General features: G+C 55.3%; 1 protein-coding gene. It reads right to left on the reverse strand.

The window, feature by feature from the left end; all coding sequences use genetic code 11:
* Positions 1-121: 121 nt before the first annotated feature.
* Complete coding sequence (gene emmdR / locus L977_RS04525; protein WP_156118157.1) at positions 122-1,576, reverse strand: multidrug efflux MATE transporter EmmdR; 1,455 nt, start codon at positions 1,574-1,576, stop codon at positions 122-124.
* Positions 1,577-1,778 lie beyond the last annotated feature (202 nt).

Consider the following 1,778-nt stretch of genomic DNA (forward strand, 5'->3'; position numbering starts at 1 on the left):
CGACTGAACTACAGAGGAATCGTGTGAACGGGGCGCATATTATCGATGCTCCCCCGGGATGTCAAAGGCAGAATGCAGATTTCCGATCGTTTGCCGATTTATTCTCCATTTCGCGCATTTGTCAGGCATTTTGTCGCGGATATTTCCATAGCCAGCGCCCGCTGACCAAACGCCAGTAGAACAGCGCGCCGCGCACGGCCCAGTCAAGGAACATTCCCAGCCAGACACCCACCACGCCCCAGCCAAGCACCACACCTAACGTATAACCCGCCACAACCCGACACCCCCACATGCCGAGCATCGACACCCACATCGCAAAACGAGCATCACGCGCCCCTTTCAGACCCGCGGGTAGCACCCATGAGGCCGCCCAGATGGGCATAAACGCGGCATTGAGCCAGATAAGGATCTTAACAACCTCTTTCACATCCTGTTCATGGGTATAAAACGCGGCCATCAGCCCGGCAAAGGGGGCGGTTCCCCAGGCGATCGCCGTCAGGCCAATCGTTGACAGCCAGAACACGTGGCGCAGCTGACGTTCCGCCTGGCCTATCTGCCCTTTCCCGAGCCGTTTGCCCGTGATGATGGTCGAGGCTGAACCCAGCGCGTTACCCGGCAGGTTAATCAGCGAGGCGATGGAGAAGGCGATAAAGTTACCGGCGATAACGTCGGTCCCCATACCGGCGACAAACATCTGCGTCAGCAGCTTACCGCCGTTAAACAGCACTGATTCAATACTGGCGGGAATACCAATCCCCATCACTTCCCAGATAATGGCGAAGTTAAAGGGTCGGAAGTAGCTTTTCAGCGTAAGGCGCAGCGAAGGCGTGATGCCCGTCATCAGCACCCCGATAATCGCCGCCGCACCAATGTAGCGAGAAATGGTTAGCCCCAGACCGGCACCGACGAACCCCAACCCATCCCATGAAAACACGCCGTAGATCAGCACGCTGCTGATGATGATATTCAGAATATTCATCCCGCCGTTGATCAGCAGCGGGATTTTGGTGTTACCTGCCCCGCGCAGCGCGCCACTGCCAATCAGCGCGATGGCTGCGGCCGGATAGCTTATGACGGTCATTTCGAGGTAGGTTAGCGCCAGGTCCTTCACCTCGTTCGTGGCTTCCCCGGCGACAACATCGATAATCTCTTTACCGAAATAGTGGATCACCGCCGCCAGAACGATCGAAAAAATGGTCATGATCATCAGCGACTGGCGAGCCGCCTCGCGGGCCCGTTTGGGGTCAAGCTTGCCGAGGCTGAAGGCCACCACGACCGTTGTCCCAAGGTCGATAGCCGCGAAGAAAGACATCACCACCATGTTGAAGCTGTCCGCCAGCCCAACCCCCGCCATCGCCTCTTTCCCCAGCCAGCTGACAAGGAAGGTGCTCAACACCCCCATCAGCAGTACGCAGGTATTCTCCAGAAAGATAGGCACCGCAAGGGGGGTGATTTCACGCCAGAAGAGGACACGATAGCTTTTACGTTTTGCGTACCAGGGCGTGCGCATGATCGCCTGGCGCAGAGGAGCAGTGACGTTCAAAATGGACCTTAGCGAGAAAAGTTGAAACTCCATTTCAAATGATGGGGGAGAAATGCTCATCCTGCAAAGTATTTTCCTGAAAAAGATGTGTGGATTTACAACAAACTGACGACAGATTCAGCAGTCAGTCGATTTTCTCTAAGATCAGGTTTGACAAAAGTTTTTTCGCCGCTAAGATAAGCCTCCACAACGATTCCTCTGTAGTTCAGTCGGTAGAACGGCGGACTGTTAATCC

It is taken from the genome of Enterobacter sp. ZOR0014 (genome assembly GCF_000798855.1).
Classification (GTDB): domain Bacteria; phylum Pseudomonadota; class Gammaproteobacteria; order Enterobacterales; family Enterobacteriaceae; genus Enterobacter; species Enterobacter kobei.